The organism is Hyphomonas sp. FCG-A18 (genome assembly GCF_045287255.1).
GTDB lineage: Bacteria > Pseudomonadota > Alphaproteobacteria > Caulobacterales > Hyphomonadaceae > Henriciella.
This window is the reverse complement of sequence record NZ_CP137142.1, coordinates 299833-319383: the sequence shown is the minus strand read 5'-3', so window position 1 is coordinate 319383 and position 19551 is coordinate 299833. Positions and strand designations below refer to the sequence as shown.

Here is a 19551-nt window from a genome sequence, read left to right as displayed (position 1 = left end):
ATGTCATTCTGGATTTACGAAAATTTCGGTAACAAACGCGCCCGCATCCACACGGGCTCCTGCCGTTATTGCAATGACGGTCAGGGTGTCGGCGGCGACCAGACGAATGATGATGACAAATGGCATGGTCCGTTTGCGACCTTCAATGAAGCTGAAAAAGCCGCCAAAGCCCTTGGTCAACCAGACACACGCCCCTGCGGGGTTTGTAAGCCCGCCACGGCTGAATCTGTCGCGATCCAACCCGTTGCAGCGAAACCTGCACCGAAGAAAACCAAAGCTGCTCCTAAAAAAGCGGCCCCTAAATCTAAACCCGCAGCCGCAAAAACGGCCGCCCCTAAATCCGCTCCTAAGGAGACGCCCGCTATGGACCTTTCAAAAGCGACTGGCCGCGTAAGCCAGGTTATCGGCGCTGTCGTTGACGTTGAGTTTGACGGCGCACTCCCAGACATTCTGAACGCTCTGGAAACAGACAATAATGGCAACCGCCTTGTGCTTGAGGTCGCTCAGCACCTGGGTGAGAACGCTGTTCGTACCATCGCGATGGACTCCACTGAGGGTCTGGTTCGCGGTCAGAAAGTTGCGGACATGGGCGCGCCGATTATGGTGCCTGTTGGTCCGGCAACTCTTGGCCGGATCATGAATGTGGTAGGCGAGCCGATTGACGAGCGCGGCCCGGTTGAAACCGAATTGCGCGCGCCAATTCACGCCCCTGCCCCTGAATTTGTGGATCAGGCTACTGAGGCCGAAGTCCTCGTAACCGGGATCAAGGTGATCGACCTGCTCTGCCCATACACAAAGGGTGGTAAGATTGGTCTGTTCGGCGGTGCCGGTGTTGGTAAGACCGTTCTTATTCAGGAACTGATCAACAACATCGCGAAACTGTTCGGTGGTTACTCTGTGTTTGCTGGCGTAGGTGAGCGGACCCGTGAAGGGAACGATCTCTATTACGAGATGCAGGACGCGAACGTGATCGACCTTGAAGGCGAAAGCCGCGCGACCCTCGTCTATGGTCAGATGAACGAGCCTCCAGGCGCACGTGCGCGTGTTGCTCTGACAGGTCTGGCCCAAGCTGAGTATTTCCGCGACGAGGAAGGCAAGGACGTTCTGTTCTTCGTTGATAACATCTTCCGCTTTACTCAGGCCGGTTCTGAGGTGTCTGCGCTGCTGGGCCGTATCCCATCTGCGGTGGGTTATCAGCCAACTCTGGCAACCGATATGGGTGGCCTGCAAGAGCGGATTACGACAACAAACAAAGGGTCTATTACCTCTGTACAAGCGGTTTACGTCCCTGCGGATGACTTGACCGACCCGGCGCCGGCGACCTCGTTTGCTCACCTTGATGCGACAACCGTTCTGAACCGGTCTATTGCTGAAAAGGGTATCTACCCGGCGGTGGACCCGCTTGATTCAACTTCGCGTATTCTGGACCCGCTGATCATTGGTCAGGAGCACTATGAGGTTGCCCGCGGCGTACAGGAAATCCTGCAGCGCTATAAGGAGCTTCAGGACATTATCGCCATTCTCGGCATGGACGAGCTGTCAGAAGACGACAAGCTGGCCGTGGCCCGTGCCCGTAAGGTTGAGCGCTTCCTGTCACAGCCCTTTGACGTGGCCGAAGTCTTCACCGGCTCTCCGGGTGTTCAGGTGAAACTGGAAGACACGGTTGCTGGCTTTAAAGGCCTCATCAATGGCGACTATGACCACCTGCCTGAGCAGGCCTTCTACATGGTTGGCTCGATTGAAGAAGCCAAAGCCAGAGCTGAAAAGATGCTGGCTGACGCCTAAGACAAGACAAATGCTTTTGGCCCGCTTCGGCGGGCTGAATACCCCTCACGAAAGCGTTCATCATGGCTGATAAATTGCATTTCTCTCTCGTATCACCTGCTCGGGAACTGTTCTCCGGTGAGGTGGATCATGTGATTGCTCCGGGCACCGAGGGTGAGTTTGGCGTGCTAGCCAATCATGCACCTTTCATGACCACGCTGAAGAATGGCGTCGTGCGTGTTCTGGACGGTGGCAACACCTCTATGCGCCTGTTTGTTCGCGGTGGCTTTGCCGATGTGACGCCCGCTGGTCTGACCATTCTGGCCGAAGAAGCGGTCAATCTGGAAAGCATGGACGCGGCGCAGGTTCAGAAAGATATGGACGCACTGCGCATCAAAATCCTCGAAGAAGGTAAGGATAGCGGCCACCATGACGCGCTTGAGGAAGAGTATGCTTATCTCGAAAGCCTGAAAGCTGCGCTGAGCCACTAAGACACTTATGGTGAACAGGCCCTGTGCAATTGCATTGCGGCCTGAGACCTTCCCTTAAAATCGCAATGAGATGATGCCCACGGGTTTGGAGGGCTTCAGCCTATGCGTATTTGCTATTCTCTTCTCGCGGCCTTGGTCGTCATGTTGTTCGTGATTGGGTCAGCCACTGCTGAACGCGCAAGCATATCCTACAAGGCCCCAACAGGCGTTGAAATCAAGGTTTCGAAAAAGACCGGGATTGATACCCTGCCCATGCCCGCTGCGGTTGCCTACCTGACTGAGACAGTGTGCCTCCCGGGTCTCAAAGACCGCTCAGCCATGAAGAAGCGCCTGCCGAAACAAGCCCGTGTGCGTACCAATGGCGAAATGGCCAATCGCCTGACCAGCCGCCCTCGCCCCGGCAAACACTGGATTGTCGACAGTCTGGAAGGCCCGATCCTGATTGGTTCAATTAAGGGTTCTGCTGGTGGCTGCCAGATCCTCGCCGTAACCCCTTTTGCCAATGCCTTTGCCCCGGCCTATGATAGCGCTCTGGCGCAGACGCAGGATGCTTTTCAGCCCACAACCGAGTTTGGTAGCGGCACAGAAAAGGATGGCGTCACCTGGACCCGCTACAAGTCCAGGGATCACCTCTACCTCGACACCATGGTCTACGCCCTAAAAGGCCGCGACGCCGCCGCAACGATCCACGTCATCGTGAAGCCCTGACAGCTTACCCAAGCTCGCACAGAGGCTTAAGCCGCTTTGAAAAGCGCGCCGACGATCGCGTTGCTGTCTACCACTTAATCGGCTGCACTCGGTAGAACTTCATACAGGACAACCAGGTGTCCATCAAAGTCGACAAATGCTTGTTCGACAAAATCAAAATCCGCACCACTCGCAACTTTCGGCGCAGTCACTGTGAGCCCCAACGCAGCAAGTTGCTCAAACTTATCCTCCAGATCCACAACTCCAATGACAATGGCACTCATATGCGGCGCGTTCGCAGGTTCAGGTAAATCGAGGCTAGCAAGCTCCGTAAGCGCCAGGACACGTTGCTCGCCCGGCTCATGCAGAGTAACCCCACGAATTGGTACATCTTCAGGGATTTTGAACACCGGATAGGAGTAAGAATCCGCTCCATAATCTGAAATGTCAGATGCCGTCAGCTCTAGAATATCACGATAGATGCTGAGCGAACGAGACAGGTCGGAAACAACCAGGTTCGGGCGCTTCACATGCGGATACTCGATGTCCGTCGAGGTGAGTTGAGCTTGTGGTTCAGGCGGCTGGACTGCTGCGCAGGCGGTCACTGAAACGGAAAGGAGAGCAGCGAATACAAAGCGCGTGGACATGATTTGGAATTCTTTCATCGAACTGGCTGATGGAACATCCTAGTCTCGATCAAAAGATATATCAATTAACAACGCACGCCAAAGTAGGTTTTTATCGCAAGCCTATCTGCCCCCACTTCCGACTACCCAAACATCGCAATTGTCTGTCGGCCGATCAGGATGGGTTCGCCTGAGCGGTTCCAGAGGGTCATGGCCTGGCTGGAATAACCGTTGCGAGCGGTCTGGGCTTCGGAATGGGCAAAGTACCAGCCTTCCTCGGTTGAAATCGTCTCGGTAAGAAACTCTGCCATCCAGGTCATCGAACTGATCGGGGCCGGTGTGGTCTGCATGGACAGCGCAGCGGGCGGCGGACAGTCCGCAATCGCCAGAACCGCTGTTGCATCATCGGGGGAGATACCATCCTTGTGACGCATCCACAGGCCAATGTCACGCTCCGAAGAGCCAGATATCGGGGCACCGCCAAGCACACCCTTCATCTCAAAATTCTGAGTGAAACCCGGGCGCGGCCCAGCGCGGAAGAAAGAGCTGGCCGTTTCTGGTTCCGGCACATCCGGCATCGGCACATGCGAGACATTGAGCTGGCTCTCGCGCACCTTGCCATAGGCAAAGATCGACTGTGCCGCGACACCGCCTTCGGTGACCATATCAACGCTGACAAAGGCGGTATTCTTACCGCGCCGCAGCAGCTTTGGTGCAATCACGACATCCCCGCCAACTGGGCCGACAAAGGCTACCTGCGCCGTACGGACCGGCAAATCATCAACCAGCGCGTTCGCCGCCTCCAGAGACAAAGCCGCGGTCAGCCCGCCATAGGTCGTGCGTCCCTGCATCCATGTCTCTGGTACAGTCGCCTCAATTCGGCCGGCTGTGCCGCGCTTCAAACTGCTTAGAAGCTCTGGATAAGTGGTCATAAGGATCGCTCCGGGAGGTTTTATATTTTGTCGACTTAGTTAGTTCTGAAAAAGAACCAATGGATCACGCCACGTCATGACCATACAAAAATGCCCCTATCACGGGATAGGGGCATCTCAAACAGGACATAAAAGCCGTTAGTGCTGGCTCTCCGGCGTGGTCACGCGCATACCATCGAGGTCATCACTGACACTGATCTGGCAGGACAGGCGCGAATTGCTCTGAACATTTTCAGCAAAATCAAGCATGGATTGCTCCATGTCTTCCGGCTTGCCGACCTTCTCCATGAAGCCCTCATCGATATAGACATGGCAGGTTGCGCAGGCGCAGGCACCACCACAGTCAGCATCGATCCCGGGAATAGAATTCTTGATCGCGGTTTCCATAACGGTCTCGCCATTCGTGGCTTCAATCGCGCGCTCTTCGCCCGTGTGATCGACATAGATGATTTTTGGCATAAGGGGGTCCTCCTCAGGCGGCGCTCGCCGCAATTTCTTTCATGGTTTTGGATGTATCGCTTAACAGCTCAGGTGCAAGGCAAGCGCCTGACATTATAAGTCTTTTTGATGCCAGGAATTCAGGCGGACTGTTAACCGCATCAACCGCGATCAGCTTACCTCCGCGCAGGTAAAAGGCCGCAAACTTACGGTCCGCCGGGTCGCCGCGCACAACAATCTCGTCATAATCTGTGCTCAGGCCCGCAATCTGCAGTTTCAGGTCGTACTGGTCAGACCAGAACCATGGGCAATCCTCAGGTGGGCGCGGTTTCTCCATAATGGCAGCCGCCGCCAGCTTGCCCTGCTCAATCGCATTGTGAACGCTTTCCAGCCGCCCCTTACGACCATAATGGATAAGTGGCCGGGCAGCGCAGTCCCCTGCCGCAAAGATGCGTGGATCATTGGTGCGGGCATCTCGATCCGTCAGGATACCATTGGAACAGGCAATGCCTGCCTCTTGCGCCAGTTCCACATTCGGCAAGATACCAATGCCGACCAGAACAATATCGGCGGGAATCTCAGTCCCATCCGCCAGAACCGCAGCCTCGACAGCATCATCGCCTTTCAGCGAGGCCAGTTGAGCACCCGTGCGAATATCGACACCCTGGGCGCGATGCTCTGTCTCATAAAACGCGCTCATCACCGGGCTGGTCACCCGGGCGAGCACCCGATCAGCCATTTCCAGAACGGTGACCTCAAGGCCAAGTTGGCGCGCCACCGCAGCTGCCTCCAGCCCGATATAGCCCGCCCCGACAATCACCAGACGCTGCCCCGCCACCATGCGCGGACGGATATGCTCAACATCGGCGAGATCACGCAGGTCAAACACGCCATCGAGGTTTGCACCCTCAAGTGGCAGAGGCCGCGGGCGCGAACCTGTGGCAATGATCAGGACGTCATAGACAAGCTCTTCGCCAGAGCTGAGCTTGACCTGTCGCGTAGCGCGATCGATGGCCTCAACACGGGTCGAGAGCATGACCTCAATCTGCTGATCCTGATACCAGGCTTCGGGTTTGAAATAGAGTCGCTCCTCGGCCATGTCGCCCTTCATATAGGCCTTGGACAAAGGTGGGCGCTGATAAGGCAGGGCTGCCTCTTCCCCGATAAGTGTGATCTTTCCAGCATAGCCAAACTGGCGCAACGAAGCGCACGCCTGCGCGGCGGCCTGTCCGCCCCCGATGATCACAACACTTTGACTCTGTGAAAGATCCACGATTGAGCTCCTGTCTGAGGAATTTCATGACGCAGGCGTCAACTTTTTGCAAGCCCCGCCCTTACGGCAACCGAAGAGTGCTTTTCGCAGGGCCCAGCCTATGCCACAAGCCTAATCATGACTTCTGACGCCCAGACCCGCATTATGGCCATGCTCCACGCTCATATGACCGACCTTGAAAAAGGTGATCCGGTGGCTCCGCCCATTGTCTCCACAGCGAAGTATTGGCTGCCTGGTGAGCCGGACGTGCCCTACACTTATGGCCGTGACATCAACCCGACGGTTGAGACCTGTGAGGCGGCCCTTAGCGCCCTTGAGGACGCCCCTGTGGTCGGTTTTCCATCTGGTATGGCAGCGATCACAGCAGCCTTAGTGACGACACTCAAAGCCGGGGAGCGCATCCTTGTGCCTTCTGATGGGTATTATGTGACCCGTGCCTTGCTCAATGAGGTTCTGGCCACGCTTGGCGTTCAGGCAGAGGCGATCGCTACGCGCAACTATCAAAGCGCTGACCTGACGCCTTATGATGTCGTGTGGATTGAAACCCCGTCCAATCCGGGTCTCGATCTTTGTGATATCGCCGCCATCACTGCTCGCGCAAGAGCGACTGGTGCGATCAGTATCGTCGATAATACGACCCTGACCCCGCTTTTGCAGCGCCCGCTCGACCTTGGCGCTGATATGGTTGTCAGCTCTGACACCAAAGCAATTGCCGGGCATTCCGATACGCTGTTTGGTCATGTCGCGACACGAGACGATCTATTGTTCGAGCAGGTAAAACGCTGGCGCAAGCTCAGCGGTTCTATTCCGGGCCCGCTGGCGGCTTTCCTGACCCATCGCGGCCTGATGACGCTGGAGCTTCGGCTTGCTCGTATGGTGTCGAATGCGCAGGCGCTGCTGCCAGTTCTGGAGGCCCACCCGAAAGTCAAAACCGTCCGCTATCCCGGTATTGGGTTCATTATCGGCCTGACATTCGAGGATACGACTACGGCAGATGCCTTTATTGAGGACTGCCCCGCTATCCTGCCCGCAACCAGCTTTGGCGGTATTCATACCAGCGCTGAACGACGTGCGCGCTGGGGCGATGATGTCCCGGAGGGGTTTGTGCGTCTATCTGTCGGCTGTGAACCAGAGGCCGCGCTGGTCGAGGCGATCAAAGTGGGCCTGTCATGATCACACGATCACTTCCCTCACTTGATACCACCGCAGCGCTTGCTCAGCAGCTTGCGCCCCTGCTTAAGGCTGGGGATGTTATCGCCCTGCATGGCGGGCTTGGCGCGGGCAAAACCACCTTTTCCCGCGCTTTGATTTCTGCCCTGATCGCGCAAGAGACAGACGTGCCCAGCCCGACCTATACGCTGGTCCAAACGTATGAGGCCCCGGATTTCCCGATCTTTCACTTCGATCTCTATCGCCTTGATGATCCGGATGACGTGTTCGAGCTTGGCTGGGATGAGACTCAGGATGGCCTCGCCTTGATTGAGTGGCCGGATAGGGCTGGACGTCACCTGCCGGGCTGGCGACTGGACCTCACCCTCGACCTGCAAACCGAAGGCGGCACAGAAACCCGGACCGCGACACTGGAACCTCACGGCGAAGACTGGCAGAAACGCCTGCATGGCTTCTGATGATTCGCGCAAACTTCTGATCCGGGACTTCCTCACCAAAGCGGGTTGGGGTGAGGCGCATCAAAACTGGCTCGGGCAGGATGCCTCGACCCGCTATTATGCGCGCCTGACACGCGGCGATGAGACCGCCATCCTGATGGATGCGCCACCCGTTGAGAGCGGTATCTGCCTGCCGGGGATGAGCGAGGCCGAACGCGCCGCAACCGGCTGGAATGCCCTCAGCCGCCTTGCCGCAAGCCGTGTCGATGCGTTTGTCGTGATTGCTGGACACTTGCGGTCCTTGGGCCTGCGTCCGCCGCATATTCTCGCGCATGATAGTGCAAGCGGGCTCGCTCTGCTTGAGGATTTCGGACTGGAACGGGAATTTGCCCGCCTGATCGAGCGGAATGAAGCCGATGAGGTTGATCTCTACACCAAAGCGGCAGCAGATCTCGCACACCTCCACACCACACCAGTACCGGAAACCTTGCATCACGCGGGTGAGCACTGGCACATCCTGCCCTTCGATACGGTCGCCCTGAAGGCCAACTCGGACCTCTATGCCGACTGGTTGCATCAATATGATCCTCGCGCGCGGATGAGTGATGCTGATCGCGCGCGCTGGGAAAGCGCTCGTGACGCCTTGATCGAACAGGCCGAAAGCTTCCCGCGCGAGTTCACCCTGCGGGATTATCATGCCGAGAACTTGCTCTGGTTACCGGAAGGCCGCATCGGCCTGCTCGACTTTCAGGATGCCGTCCTAGGCTGGGATGCCTGGGATATGGCGATGCTGACCCAGGATGCCCGACGCGCGGTCAGCGAAGTCGCCACAGAAGCTGCAATTAGTTCCTATTTGGAACGATCTGGAAAAACAGAGAGTTCTTTTTTAGAACGCATATCTGTTATCGGCACTCTGAATGCGTTGCGCATTACCGGAATTTTTGCGCGGCTCGTCAAACGAGACGGTAAGCCGCGCTATAATGATTTCATGCCGCGCCAGCAGCTGATGCTGGCGCGCAATCTACGCCATCCCGCTGCCGCTGATATGCGTGCCTTTATTGCTGAAACGGCGCCTTTCATTCTGGAGGCTGACTCATGAGCCCTGTGCCCCACACCGCCATGGTGCTCGCCGCCGGTCTCGGCACGCGTATGCGCCCGCTGACCAATGAGACGGCCAAGCCCCTGCTGGAAATCGCCGGGCGATCCATGCTGAACCGCATACTCGACAATGTCGCCGCGGCTGGGGTGAAACGCGCCATCGTCAATGTGCATTGGTGCGCTGATCAGGTCGAGAGTCATGTCAAAGCCCGCACTGATCTCGAGATCGTCATCTCCGATGAGCGTGATCAGGTGCTTGAGACGGGTGGCGGCCTTGCCAAGGCACGGCCCCTCTTGGGTGATGATCCGGTTCTGATCGTCAATACGGATGCGTTTTGGGGGCCAGCCGGCCCTGAGCCTATCCAAGTTCTCGCTGCCGCGTTTGATGGCGCGAAAATGGATGAATTGCTGCTGCTTGCCGATACTAAGCGCTGCCTTGGCTTTCCCGGCGCGGGGGACTTCTTCCGCGGCGAAACAGGTGTTCTGACCCGGCGCGGGGACGCCACCTCTGCGCCTTGGGCCTATGCAGGTCTGCGTATCCTGAAGCCGCAGCTTTATGATGATCAGCCCGCAAAACCCTTCTCTGCCAATCTGATCTGGAATGAGTTGCTGCCCAGCGGGCGTATTCATGGCCTGCCGCTGGATCGGTTCTGGCTGCATGTTGGCGACCCGCAAGCGCTGAAAGACGCCGAAATGTGGGTGAGGTGCAATGGCGGATGAGTAAGCTCTTCGCCCCTGATGGCCCGCGGCTCTATACGATGCCACCGGGCGTCGATTTCCTCACAAAACTGGCCGAGGGGCTGATCACCGCGCTTGATCCGGCGAGCAATCCCCAGCGCCTCGCCGATATACTGATCTATGTGCCTAATGCCCGCTCAGCCCGCGGACTCGCCACCGCGCTGCTCAATGCGAGTGGCCTGCCCGCCCTGATGATGCCGGACATTCGCGCGCTCGGTAATCTTGAACAGGATGAGCCGCCCGCCAGTGCAGAAGCCGCCTTGGCTGATCTGCCGCCTGCCATCTCTTCGGCTCACCGGATTGGCGAGCTGACAAAACTGGTCATACGGTATTTTAAAGCTCATAACTTGGATCAGCCAGCGACCTCTGCCCTTACCGCCGCGCGGGAGTTGGCACGACTACTGGATCAGGCCGCTTTGTCTTCGACAAATGAAAGCGGCGTCGACTGGGCCACACTGGAAACACTGGTCACTGATCATGAGCTGTCACGGCATTGGGAACATTCGCTCGAATTCCTGAAAATCATTACTCAGCAGTGGCCGGCGCGGCTGGAAAATGCCAAGGCGATGGACCCCTATGCCCGCCGCTATGCTGCCGCTGAAGCCGTGGCCATGGCCTGGGATGAGACCCCACCAGACACGCCTGTCATCCTTGCGGGTTCAACCGGGGCAACGCCAGCCTCACGCCTGCTCATGAAAGCGGTGTTGAACCTGCCCAAGGGACTGGTCGTCCTCCCCGGACTGGATCAAGGCCTGCCCGAAGCCGCGCGGAAAACCCTCGCCATGGTGCCAAGCCATCCTCAACATGCCCTGATCGGCGCGCTCGACAGTCTGGACCTAAAACCCGCAGATGTGCCCGAATGGCCGGGCCATGCCTCAAGCGCGAACCTGTCTGCCCGGCAAAAACTGATCCATGAAACGCTCGCGCCAGCCGATCAGACCGCTGACTGGACACAGCGTTTGCGCGCGCTCGCCCCGGAAGGCGACAGCGCCGCCTTTGTCAGCAGCGCCTTAAGCGGCCTGAGCCTGATCGAAGCGGCTGATGATATGGATGAGGCGGGCATTGCCGCACTTCTGATGCGCGAAACGCTGGAACGCCCCGGTGAAACCGCTGCCCTCGTCACGCCGGATGCTGGCCTTGCCGAGCAGGTGAGCGCACGACTGAAGCATTGGGGCGTAGACGTCTCGCCCTCAGCCGGACAGCCGCTCAGCCAATCACCGATGGGCGCGCTGACCGTGCTCGCCATGGATTGGCTGGTTGAACCGTCGCATCCGGTACGCCTAATGGCAATGCTTGGCCATGAGCTGGTTCATTATGACCGCGGTCTGGTCCTCTGGATTGATAAACATATCCTGCGCGGGCCACGGGCATGGAGCGATTGGCCCGGTTTGCGCATGCATATTGATAGCCTCTTTGACGCCGAAGAACGCCCCTTGCCGCCGCACCAGCGCCCTGCCGTGAACGCTCTGTTCGATGCGCTGGAAGCATTTTGTCTTGAGCCTGATGAGGCGGTCTCGGGTAATGATGTCCTGCCACATCTCACCCGCGTACTGGAACACCTGACCCAGACGCCGGGGCCATGGGCGGGGGAGAGCGGACGCGCGCTTTCAACCCTGCTGGAAACCTTGTCGGACCTGACCGAAGCGCTCGGCCCCCTGCCACTCAGCACGCATGCAGAGCTACTCGCCAACGAAGCGGCGATGGCGCGGATATCTTCCGGTAGCGCACATCCACGCCTTGCGATTTATGGCCCACTTGAAGCGCGCTTGCAGGCGGCTGACCACATCATTCTAGGCGGCTTGAACGAGGGGGTGTGGCCCGCACAGCCTGCGCCAGACATGTTCCTGCCGCGTATCTTCCGGCGACAGATTGGGATCGCTGATCCTGATACGCGGATTGGCCTCTCGGCGCATGATTATGCCCAACTCGCCTGCGCGCCGCAGGTTACGCTGCTGACCTCCAAGCGCCGCGAAGATAAACCCGCTGTCGCCTCCCGCTGGATCTGGCGCTTGAAAACGCTGGTCGCGGGCGCGATTGGCGATGAGGCCGAAACCGCGCTTGCCCCGCCCGCTGATGCTGATCCGCGCGATTGGCTGCAAGCGCTGGAAACACCACCACAGACCGCCGCAATCGATACACGGCCCCTGCCCCGGCCTGCCGTCGAGCATCGCCCCACTCGCTTCTCGGTTAGCCGGATCGAGGACCTGATCCGTGATCCATACAAGATTTACTGCCAATACATCCTGCGGCTCTATCCGCTCGATCGCCTGAACCTGCCTGCCGATGCGCGCCTGCGCGGGTCTGCCATTCACAAGGCTCTGGAAGACTTCGAACAGGACGGCACGCCGAAAACCGCTGACTATCTGACCACGCTTATCGAAGAGCAATTGCGCATGGGCGGGGAGGCTGACGCTGACATTATCGCTCTGCGCGAGCGCCGCCGTCAGACGGTTGAGGATTATCTGAGCTGGCGTGCAGAGACCGCGCACAAGATTGCTGGCGACGTCATCACTGAGGAGAAAGGGCGCTATACGTTCACCCTTGGCGGTCGCGAGTATGTGTTGGAAGGCACGGCTGACCGGATCGAAAAACGCCATGATGGAGCCATTGCCATTCTCGATTTCAAAACCGGAAAGCCGCCCTCTGAACCGCAAGTGCGCGCGGGCCTCAGCCCACAAATGCCGCTACAGGGCTTGATCGCCCGCGAAGGCGGCTATGATCGTCTTGGCGCGCGTGAAGTCGATGCCCTGACCTATATTCGCTTTGGTACACAATTCGACGTTCGTGAGATTGGCGAGGAAAACGGCAGAGGCAGTTCTAAACTGGAACCCGCTTCTGTTGCTGACATCATCAAGGATGCCGAAGATGGCCTGATCAAGCTGCTCACCGCCTTTGCCAACCCGGATGAACCCTATCGCAGCCAGCCCAAGCCTGAGCGGGTGAATTATGCCTCCGATTATGCCCGTCTTGCCCGGCGGGATGAGTGGGAGGGCGAACAATGAGCCATTCCATCGACCAGATCGGCCCGGTCGCTTCCCCCGATAGCCTGGCTTTCACCGCCGCCATTGGCGCACAAGCGATCGCTGCGAATCCGGAGCGCTCCGCCTGGGTCGAAGCCAATGCCGGATCAGGCAAAACCAAAGTCCTGATCGACCGCGTTGCCCGCCTGCTGCTGACCCGGCCCGATGGCCGCAAGGGCGCGCCGCCCGATTCCATCCTCTGCGTCACCTATACCAAAGCCGCCGCCAATGAGATGCTGAGCCGCCTGTTTGCGACCCTGGGCGACTGGTCGATCGCCAGCGATGAGACGCTGCGTAAGAACCTCTCCCGCCTCGAAGGGCGGAGGCCAAGTGACTATAGCGCCGAAGACCTGCGCGATGCCCGGACCCTGTTTGCCCGCGCGCTGGAAACCCCCGGCGGCCTGCGGATTGAGACCATTCACGCCTTCTGTGCGCGGATCCTGCGACGGTTTCCGCTAGAGGCGGGCATCGCGCCCGGTTTCAAGGAAATTGAAGACCGTGAGGCTGATGAGCTGTGGCAGGCAGTCCTCAATTTTGAGATTGAGCGCGCTGCGGCTGAGCATGAAGAGGCGGTGATCACCCTGTCGCGCGCCACAGGCGGGCGCGGGATCAAGGCCGCGCTTGAGACTTTGCGGTTCCAGCGCGAGCCTTTGCTGGCCTTCAGTCGCCGCTTACGCGATAGCGCCGCACCGATGAGCGCCCTGATCCGGGAAGCCATGGGCGCGCTGGAGGGAAGCAGCGAAGCGCTGATCGAAGAGACCATAGGCGCTGCGTTCCCGCGTGCAGAGCTTGTCCCGCTGGCTGATGTGATTTCGGGCCACCCCAAGGCGACTGGCAAGGACCATAAGCTTGCCGAGGCCATTCGTTTCGCCTGCTCTGAGGCTCCAGCTCTGGATCGCTGGGCGGTCTGGCTGCGTGTCTTCACAACAGCTTCGGGCGACTGGGCAAAATCCAACCCCTACGGCGCCTGCCACAAGGATGACGCGGTTATCCCTGACCTGTTTCAGGTCAAGGGCGCAGAAGGGCGAGAGATCACCCGGATAAAAGCCGCACATACGGCCCTGAAATCGATTGAAGCGGCAGAGCGCAGCGAGGCCTTGTTAACGCTTGGTTTGCCGATCGTTGCGGCGTATCAGAGCGAAAAGCGCAAACGCGCGGCGCTCGACTTTGATGACCTGATCGAACAGACCCGCCGCCTGTTGACCGTCTCGAACGCGGCGCAATGGGTGCTCTACAAGCTTGATGGCGGCCTGACCCATATCCTGCTCGATGAAGCTCAGGATACCTCGCCGCGCCAATGGGATCTGATCAATGCGCTGGTCGAGGAATTTCAGGCCGGGCAAGGTCGCGAACGCAGCGCCGAGCCACGCACGCAATTTGTCGTGGGTGACCCAAAACAGTCAATCTATTCCTTCCAAGGCGCGGATCAGGAACAGTTTGAGCGCGAGCGACGCGGCTTTATTCAGCGCGAGGAAGCCCTGCATAGCGCCGCCCAGCTCCCGGAAATGGTCATGTCCTTCCGCTCCAGCCCGGAAGTCCTGACCTTTGTCGATAAGGTACGGGAACTGGCACCTCTACCGGATGCCACAACCGATGCGGCACCACCCTTTGATGCCAACCTCTCCCGCCATGAACCACGGCGCGCCAATCAGCCGGGCCGGGTTGAGCTGTGGCCCCTGATCACGCGCGAAAATGGCGATGCAGAACCCGACGATCCATGGTTGCCTGTCGATCATGTGCCGGAAAATGCGCCAACGCGTCGCCTCGCCGAAGCGATCGCCAAAACGGTCCGCCAAGCGATTGATCAGGGCGAAACCATCTGGCGCGAGGATCGGGCAACCCGCGAATGGTCGCGCAGCCCACTGGAACCGCAGGATATACTTATCCTCGTGCGCCAGCGTGGGCCACTCTTCAATGCGATCATTGAGAACCTGAAGAAATTGAACTTGCCTGTGGCTGGGGCCGATCGGCTAAAGTTGCTGGATGTCCTTGGCGTTCAGGACTGTCTGAACCTGCTGCGTTTTACCCTACAACCGGGTGATGACCTGACGCTCGCAGAAATTCTGCGCGGGCCATTCTGCGGCCTTATCAATGATGATCATCATCTTTTCCCACTCGCTCATGATCGCGGCGATGCGAGCCTGTGGGAAAGGCTCTCGGCCAGCACAGACCCGGTCTTTGCGCAGGCCCGCGCCTTCTGTCAGGGCCTGCTCGATCATGCTGGCTCAGGCGTGCATGCCTTTCTGGCCCGCACCCTCTATGAAGCGATTGATCCGGAGGGTACGACGGGTTTTGATCGCCTTGTCCAGCGCCTTGGTGAACCCGTTCGCGACCCCGTTCGTGCCTTGCTCGCCAAGGCCTTGCGCCATGATATGGCCGCCCCGGCCAGCTTGCAGCGCTTTCTGGAAGAGATTGAGGCGGATGAGAGTGACCTGAAACGCGACCTCGGCGAACCGGAGCGCGAAATCCGGGTCATGACCGTGCATGGGGCCAAGGGCTTGCAGGCCCCGTTTGTGATCCTGCCGGATACAACTGCGGCCACCAAGACCAATGATAGCCCGATTTTCCTGTCCGCGGATGGCGTCCCGCTACACTCTGGCAGCAAAGGCAGCGACAATGCTGTGCTCGCCGAGTTACGCGCCTTACGCGATGCCGCTGCTGAGCGTGAATCCCGTCGCCTGCTCTATGTCGCGCTGACCCGCGCGCAGGACCGACTGATTATATGCGGGGCTGAAAGCGGGCAGAACAAGAAGACCGGTTATGCCAAATCCTCCTGGTATCGCTGGTGCCAGATGGCGATGTGCGACCTGACCGCAAATGCGCCGCCGGAGGATGGCGAACGGCTCGATAGCGTGCTGGCGATTGGCGGCGATCCAATATGCCTGCCGCGCAAGATAGCGAGTGACAGGCAAGGGACCGCTGCGCCGTCATGGATCAGCCAGCCAGCGCCTACTGAAGCGCCCCTCATGGCCCCTTTGTCGCCCTCCAGACTCGATGCCAGCCCGGCCATCACGATCAGCCCGTTTGGCGAAAAGCGCCGCGAGCGCCTGCGCCGTGGCCGCCTGATCCACGACTTGCTCCAGCGTCTACCTTTGCTCTCCATAGCGGATCGACAAGCCGCAGCCGAGCGGTTTTTGGCCGCCGAAGACACACTTTCGCAGGAGCAGGTCTCTGAAATCATTTCAGTTTCTTTGAAGACTCTCAATGACCCCCAATTCGCCGACATCTTCAGCCCGGCTGGGCGGAGCGAGGTTCCAGTGGTCGGCAAACTTGGCGAAAACCAAATCATCAATGGCCGCGTTGACCGCTTGCTGGTGAGCGACACGAAAGTCCTGATTATCGATTACAAGACTGACCAGCCCGCGCCCACACAAGCAAGTGATGTTAGCTCTGCTTACCTCAAGCAGATGGCCGCTTATCAGGCGATCCTCAGCCAAATCTACCCAGATAAAGCGGTTGAGTGCGCCCTTCTTTACACAGATGGCCCGCATCTGGTTGGCTTGCCGGACGTGCTTCTGTCAGAATCTCTAAAGGGTCTGAACATAGGGGTTTGACCCGGGCGTTGAGTCCCTATCTTATTCGCCAGGATAGTGAATAAAGGAGGCTGAATATGGCCGCTGAGCAAATTACGGACGATAATTTCGACGAAGCCATCGCTGGTGATACGCCAGTGGTTGTGGACTTCTGGGCCGAATGGTGTGGGCCATGTAAGCAAATGGCCCCGCATCTGGACGCGGTTGCAGACGAGCTGTCTGGCCAGATCAAAGTTGCCAAGCTTAATGTCGACGACAACCCAATGGCGGCCAGCAAGTTCGGCGTTCGTGGCCTGCCAACGCTAATGTTGTTCAAGGATGGCAAGGTTGCCAGCACCCACCTTGGTGCAATGTCAAAGCAACGTATTTCCGACTGGATCAAGGAAAACGCTTAAGTTTTTTCAAAGCTGAAATCAAAACAAGCTCTGCCCCTGCGGCGGGGGGTATAGCTATCTCCGGAAATAATTAATCGAGGACCTGTGGAGAAACTTACGGGCCTTTAGTCTACCGCAGGATCATACATTATTGGCAGCATAAAGAAGTTAATCTAGTTTCGTAGGATATACATATTGGCAATATGCTTATTGATAGATATTTCAATGTAATATCAAATATTCATGCCTTTGCATTCCAACGCTCACCAAACTGATCATTTGCGAATTACGGAATCAATTTCCCAAATCCATGATAGCGATCCAAATTCCACTTGCGCGAATTTGGGTGCTCCACAATGTGGAAATTGGTCGACTGGTCCATACACTTTTCAGTAATGACCTTCCAAAAGGCTGTATACTTTTTGCTTGTCCCATAAAAGACAACATCGCGTGGGCGGTACTTCTTTATGTTTTCGGCAATGAAATCGGTCCTTTCTTGCCTGAGAAACTCATTGAAAGCTCTTTTTGTACTGTAAGGATAATCTTGACCTAAGCTCCTGCGAGGTACTGCTGAAAGCTCAATTGCTGCAGATTTCCCATCAAACTTGCCCCACGCTGCTTGCTGATAGCGCCTGACATCGAGTGCCGTTAAAATTTCGAGACCTGTATACCCAAACTCTAATCTAATCATTCGGTTTAGGGTGAATTGTACGCGGTTATCAGCTCTGAAATATATATTCTCAGGGTCGATAAGTAGCTTAAACTCTGCGCTATCCTCAAAAATCTTACTGCCGCGCTGCTGCCAAATGCTGAGTCTCTTTGGCATAGTTTCGGGATTACCCGCTTCTTCCATTCCAACATGCCATAATGACGCCTCTGGATTACCGTAACCTAGAAACCTATGAACGTAGTCATCAAGTAAGTCAGAAGCCATCTACTTTCACCCCCTAATCAATCAACACTGACCGCTTCGTTAACCCCAGGCTCAACCGCACCCCAGCCTACTGCAAACCAACCCCGTGTCACAGCGAGTATACATCATCATTCTTTGGCTGCCAAAGCCAATCCCACAAGCTCCCTTGCGCATTCGTCGAACGCTTTCGCCATAATCGGATCGCTCAATCGTTCGATCGGAAATGTTGGATGCCCATTTGCGTTGCTAGTGCTCAGTCCGCCCACTGCCTCATGCATTCTTTGCAGGAACTCTCCGCGAGTGGCTTCATCGCGTAACGCGGGTCGAGACTTGATCCAACCGAAGCTAATACCCAGCCGGCCGTTCTTGCCGAGCACGAACGGCCATGTGACTGCTCCGTTTCCTATGTTCCAATTTGCGAGTATGGACCCCTGTTGCTCCGAAACGGTGACGTTTCCGTCCATTCCGCGCACCAAGTTGATCAGATGATGGGTTCCTTGAAGTGTGGGGTCTCCTTTCCCCGCAATGTGCTTCTCTAGCCAGTCTTCTACAGAGATGGGGTCGGGAATTGGTCGATTTTTCCTTTTGGAGAGTTCCGTACGCTCTGTCTCCCCGATAATTTTCGGCGCCAGCGTCCGGCGACCATCTTCAGACTCAAAATAGGTTAGTTCGACAGCCAGCACCGTACAGCGCATCTGTTCGTTCAGGAATTCCACAATTCGCGCCAACTCCTTCGGAATAGCGTCCGTGGCAATAATTAAGCGGATGCGACCCGCAGCGAGGTTTGCATCGACCTGATTCCAGAAGTCCTGAGGGTCTTCATCACCCAAGAATTGAGCAATCGCGATATCACAATCAAGCCCTTCAGATTGGCAGTGTTTCTCAAACGCTTCTGCCAATGAGCCTGGCTGCCAATATGCGACTCCATTAGCGGCATAGTCCATTAATTGTCCGATCACCTCACGACGGATCCGACTGTCGGTTGCTCGCTTCACTTCAACAAGTACCGGAATGGCATTGCGGCTAATAAACAAATGATCAAGCGACCATCGCGAGGCTCCGTCCATGGTATCTGGTACTGTTTGTTCTCGTCTAACAAGCAAAAGAGGTTCCCCATCGCCAGAAATCACCTCCGGGAACCTTCCGATCAGATCTTGAAGGCTATCTTCGTCGGGAGGTGCACTCGGTCGCATGGGCATCAACTGCCCGTCGGCTGTCTCTGTAAAAATCGGAAGTCTCGCCATGCCGCTACGTACTGCAAAAAACTATAAAAAGTTAGGTTCAATTTCAGAAATGCCGCGTTTGGAAACCGGTGTACAGACAATCAACCATAACCCCAAAGTGATCGGAACGCTTACGTCCATCTGCCGACTCAGCTGGTATACCCATTACCTGCGAAGGATTAAACTGACTAGAAACGGCAACATGATCGACGGTCCGATCATCTACGTTATCTAACGAGCCAGTAGTTACGATGTTCAATCTCTCGAAAACACGCTCAAGAAGTTCATACGACTTTTTCGGTCCCCAGGACCGGGGCATGCGTCGATTAAAATCTCCAAGTACAATCATTGGTCGTTCAGTTGACCATTTGCTCAGCAAGGGCTCCAGTTTGCACAAGAAGCGCTCGTGCATTTCCCATTGTTTAGCCTTGGATACTTGGCCCAACGGACTTGCGAACTGATAGGGTATGCAAAGTCCAACAATCCGCACTTTGTCTGGACCGATCGTCGTGAGCCCCGTCAGACAGCCACCTAAGGAATCAAGCTCGTGAGCTACCTCGACGTTTTCCCAGGACCTACGCGACCAGAGTAAGACTTTCCGCTCATCCGGATCTTGTGCGCTCCAAGCTGCTCCAGGGGCAGAAACGGAATAGCCGTCTAGTTGACTTAGTGTTTGCTTCCACGCCTCGGTGAGACACACAAGATCGGGCTTTAACACGGCGATATCTCCGGTCAAAGAGGCGGCTTGCCACGAGCCTGGGCCATGTCGCTCGATGTTCCAATTGATAATGCGGTAGTGCATCTCGAGGAAAGGAACTACCCGACAGCTTTAGA

At 57.1% G+C, this 19551-nt stretch carries 17 protein-coding genes; 10 read left to right on the top strand and 7 right to left on the bottom strand.

Features of this window, described 5'->3' with window-relative positions; all coding sequences use genetic code 11:
- From atpD to RYZ27_RS01535, 3 genes are all read left to right on the top strand, one after another.
- Nucleotides 1–1785: a F0F1 ATP synthase subunit beta gene (gene atpD, locus RYZ27_RS01545; protein ID WP_406680600.1), complete on the top strand. Its 1785-nt coding sequence runs from the start codon at nucleotides 1–3 to the stop codon at nucleotides 1783–1785.
- A gap of 62 nt (nucleotides 1786–1847) precedes the next feature.
- Complete coding sequence (locus RYZ27_RS01540) at nucleotides 1848–2255, top strand: F0F1 ATP synthase subunit epsilon (RefSeq protein WP_406680599.1); 408 nt, start codon at nucleotides 1848–1850, stop codon at nucleotides 2253–2255.
- A 102-nt stretch (nucleotides 2256–2357) separates the two neighbouring features.
- Nucleotides 2358–2963, top strand: coding sequence for a hypothetical protein (locus tag RYZ27_RS01535; protein ID WP_406680598.1), 606 nt, complete (start codon nucleotides 2358–2360; stop codon nucleotides 2961–2963).
- A 74-nt stretch (nucleotides 2964–3037) separates the two neighbouring features.
- Here the strand turns inward: RYZ27_RS01535 and RYZ27_RS01530 are convergent, their stop codons facing one another.
- The 4 genes from RYZ27_RS01530 to RYZ27_RS01515 form a co-directional block, all read right to left on the bottom strand.
- Nucleotides 3038–3589 carry a VOC family protein gene (locus RYZ27_RS01530; protein ID WP_406680597.1) on the bottom strand — a complete coding sequence of 184 codons (552 nt, stop codon included), beginning with the start codon at nucleotides 3587–3589 and terminating at the stop codon, nucleotides 3038–3040.
- A gap of 122 nt (nucleotides 3590–3711) precedes the next feature.
- On the bottom strand, nucleotides 3712–4500 hold the full coding sequence (locus tag RYZ27_RS01525; RefSeq protein WP_406680596.1) for a thioesterase family protein: 789 nt from the start codon (nucleotides 4498–4500) through the stop codon (nucleotides 3712–3714).
- A gap of 138 nt (nucleotides 4501–4638) precedes the next feature.
- Entirely contained in the window at nucleotides 4639–4959 is a 321-nt protein-coding gene (locus RYZ27_RS01520; RefSeq protein ID WP_406680595.1) for a 2Fe-2S iron-sulfur cluster-binding protein, read from the bottom strand.
- Nucleotides 4960–4972: 13 nt separating this feature from the next.
- Nucleotides 4973–6211, bottom strand: a complete 1239-nt coding sequence (locus tag RYZ27_RS01515; RefSeq protein WP_406680594.1) for an NAD(P)/FAD-dependent oxidoreductase — start codon at nucleotides 6209–6211, stop codon at nucleotides 4973–4975.
- A 117-nt stretch (nucleotides 6212–6328) separates the two neighbouring features.
- Between RYZ27_RS01515 and RYZ27_RS01510 the strand changes: the two genes are divergently transcribed.
- From RYZ27_RS01510 to trxA, 7 genes are read left to right on the top strand one after another with little or no spacing between them, the layout of a single operon-like run.
- Nucleotides 6329–7384, top strand: a complete 1056-nt coding sequence (locus tag RYZ27_RS01510; RefSeq protein WP_406680593.1) for a cystathionine gamma-lyase — start codon at nucleotides 6329–6331, stop codon at nucleotides 7382–7384.
- On the top strand, nucleotides 7381–7839 hold the full coding sequence (gene tsaE / locus RYZ27_RS01505; RefSeq protein ID WP_406680592.1) for a tRNA (adenosine(37)-N6)-threonylcarbamoyltransferase complex ATPase subunit type 1 TsaE: 459 nt from the start codon (nucleotides 7381–7383) through the stop codon (nucleotides 7837–7839). The genes RYZ27_RS01510 and tsaE overlap by 4 nt, the downstream gene beginning before the upstream one ends.
- Nucleotides 7829–8917, top strand: coding sequence for an aminoglycoside phosphotransferase family protein (locus RYZ27_RS01500; protein WP_406680591.1), 1089 nt, complete (start codon nucleotides 7829–7831; stop codon nucleotides 8915–8917). The genes tsaE and RYZ27_RS01500 overlap by 11 nt, the downstream gene beginning before the upstream one ends.
- The gene (locus RYZ27_RS01495) at nucleotides 8914–9636 is read left to right on the top strand and encodes a nucleotidyltransferase family protein (RefSeq protein ID WP_406680590.1); all 723 of its coding nucleotides are present in this window, start codon (nucleotides 8914–8916) and stop codon (nucleotides 9634–9636) included. Before RYZ27_RS01500 ends, RYZ27_RS01495 begins: the two co-directional genes overlap by 4 nt.
- Nucleotides 9633–12656 (top strand): double-strand break repair protein AddB, encoded by a 3024-nt coding sequence (gene addB / locus RYZ27_RS01490; protein WP_406680589.1) that lies wholly within the window; start codon nucleotides 9633–9635, stop codon nucleotides 12654–12656. The genes RYZ27_RS01495 and addB overlap by 4 nt, the downstream gene beginning before the upstream one ends.
- A complete protein-coding gene (gene addA / locus RYZ27_RS01485) occupies nucleotides 12653–16228 on the top strand; it encodes a double-strand break repair helicase AddA (RefSeq protein ID WP_406680588.1) in 3576 nt (1191 codons plus the stop codon). The genes addB and addA overlap by 4 nt, the downstream gene beginning before the upstream one ends.
- Nucleotides 16229–16284: 56 nt before the next feature.
- Nucleotides 16285–16602, top strand: coding sequence for a thioredoxin (gene trxA / locus RYZ27_RS01480; RefSeq protein WP_406680587.1), 318 nt, complete (start codon nucleotides 16285–16287; stop codon nucleotides 16600–16602).
- A gap of 265 nt (nucleotides 16603–16867) precedes the next feature.
- On the opposite strand, the gene RYZ27_RS01475 is transcribed toward trxA, so the two are convergent.
- From RYZ27_RS01475 to RYZ27_RS01465, 3 genes are all read right to left on the bottom strand, one after another.
- Entirely contained in the window at nucleotides 16868–17515 is a 648-nt protein-coding gene (locus RYZ27_RS01475) for a hypothetical protein (protein WP_406680586.1), read from the bottom strand.
- Between the two features lie 107 nt (nucleotides 17516–17622).
- Nucleotides 17623–18738 (bottom strand): hypothetical protein, encoded by a 1116-nt coding sequence (locus RYZ27_RS01470; protein ID WP_406680585.1) that lies wholly within the window; start codon nucleotides 18736–18738, stop codon nucleotides 17623–17625.
- 43 nt (nucleotides 18739–18781) lie between these two features.
- The gene (locus tag RYZ27_RS01465; protein ID WP_406680584.1) at nucleotides 18782–19519 is read right to left on the bottom strand and encodes an endonuclease/exonuclease/phosphatase family protein; all 738 of its coding nucleotides are present in this window, start codon (nucleotides 19517–19519) and stop codon (nucleotides 18782–18784) included.
- Nucleotides 19520–19551 lie beyond the last annotated feature (32 nt).